Source organism: Agathobaculum sp. Marseille-P7918 (assembly GCF_900625105.1).
GTDB lineage: Bacteria > Bacillota > Clostridia > Oscillospirales > Butyricicoccaceae > Agathobaculum.
In genome coordinates this window covers 1-1658 of record NZ_UYYD01000030.1, presented here as the reverse complement: position 1 = coordinate 1658, position 1658 = coordinate 1, and the positions used below count along the sequence as shown (strand labels likewise).

Below are 1658 nucleotides of genomic sequence, written 5' to 3'. Positions count from 1 at the left end.
CCAGAATATCCGTTAATTTACTCATGTCCGCCTCCTCAGAACGCAAAATCGTGCAGCGTGTGGCTCTGCAGCTCGTTTATCGTCATGCCGTGCACCTCGCGCACCAGCAGATAGCGGTAGAGGTACTCATATACCACATGGCTCGGCAGCACCTCGAGCAGCGCCGCGGTCAGGCTTTCGAGGTTCGCGGGCACGCCGTAGTCGCCGTTAAACTGGATCTGCACTTTGTGCTGACGTGGCAGCTCGGTGACGATGGACTGCCCGTTGATGTAGCTGTCCGTGAGGTTTTCCAGCATGGCGGCCGTCACGGTCTGCGGCGCGCGCAGCTTGGCCTTGACCCGGCTGCGCCGGTCGTCCAACGTGTCGGTGGCCTGCGGCGTCACGCCGTATTCGCGCTCCCAGTAGACAATGCCCCATGTCGCAGTGTCGATACATAGCTGCGTCAGCCAGTCGAGCGCCCGCGCGCGAAACACCTCTCCCAGCACCCAGAGGATGCCCGCCGCCGCGCCCACCTCCGGGCTATTTAGATACCGCTCGGGCAGCAGATCGGTCAGCTTACGTTCCATCGACCGACGCCTCCTCTGCGATACCATTTACCGTCACCGTGCCGAGCATCGGGATCTGGGTCGCGTCCAGCGGCACGTTGGCGGTGCCGCCGTTGACGGTCAAGCCAGAGCAGTCGGTCACGCCCGGCAACCCCATGACGAGCGCCAGCACGCGGTTGTACACCACCTCTGCACCCTCGGTGAACGCGATCTCGCCCAGATATTCGGCAAGCCGCTCGGTGAGTTCTCGCTCGGTGTCCAATTTGAACACCGTACCGTCGGTTTCCACGGTTACGCTTACTTCGACCGGCACGCCCGCCGCGCTCTCAACCGTCACCTCGGCGGTGACCGGCCGCTGCGTCTCGATGTAGGCCGCAACTTCGGCGCGCAGCTCTTCGGTAACCGGTTTGAGCTCCATGTCCGCGATGATGACCTTGACCGTGCCCGGCCCGTCCCAGCAGCGGATGACCGACGCCGCGCCGACACCGTTGACCTCGAGCGCCCACTGGTGATAGTGCCGGTCGTTGCCCGAGGTCGGCGGCGTCTTTTTGTAGGCGTCCAGACGGGCAAACAGCGCGGCGTCGCTCTCCGGATCGGTGCCGCCCGCAGCGGCGGCTTCGTTTACAAGGCTGGTGACGCCGCTGACCGCCTGCTGCGTGCTGACGATCGCGCCCGCAGGGACGTTGTAGGCCGTGCCGACCGCGTCCGCCGTCGCCGTGACCGTGCCGTGGCCGGTATCATTCAGCGTGAGATCTTCGTCGGTGGCAAAGCCCAGTCCGTCCTGCGTCACGCACAGCGTGCACGCCGGAACGGTCGTACCGGCAGAGCCGGTGAAGGTGAGCAGAACGCTCGCCGCCGTGCCGGGCTTGCGCGTGATGCCGTAGCCAGCCGCGTCCTTGTCGATGAAGCTGCCGCTCGTCTCGTCCACGAACGAAATCGGCACCTGCGCACGCAGCGCCTGCAAGCCCTCCCAGAACACATAAGCCCCGGGCGCGAGGATGATTTGCAGCAGCGTGCCCTCGGCGGTGGACAGCCCCAACTCGTCCTCGACCAAGGCGCGCAGCATATCTTGGATACCCTCGGGCGTCAGGCTGTCGAAGTCCTGCGCGAGCA

At 65.0% G+C, this 1658-nt stretch carries 2 protein-coding genes; both read right to left on the bottom strand.

The window, feature by feature from the left end; translation table 11 throughout:
• Positions 1-35 precede the first annotated feature (35 nt).
• Positions 36-566, bottom strand: a complete 531-nt coding sequence (locus tag EJL02_RS14005; protein ID WP_164510450.1) for a putative phage tail protein — start codon at positions 564-566, stop codon at positions 36-38.
• On the bottom strand, positions 556-1658 hold a 1103-nt coding region (locus tag EJL02_RS14000; RefSeq protein WP_164510449.1), incomplete at its 5' end, for a baseplate J/gp47 family protein. The genes EJL02_RS14000 and EJL02_RS14005, both read right to left, overlap by 11 nt.

Bases quoted from the DNA above. Each gene is read 5' to 3' on its own strand.
- EJL02_RS14005 (WP_164510450.1), bottom strand. From the start codon at position 566: ATGGAACGTAAGCTGACCGATCTGCTGCCCGAGCGGTATCTAAATAGC.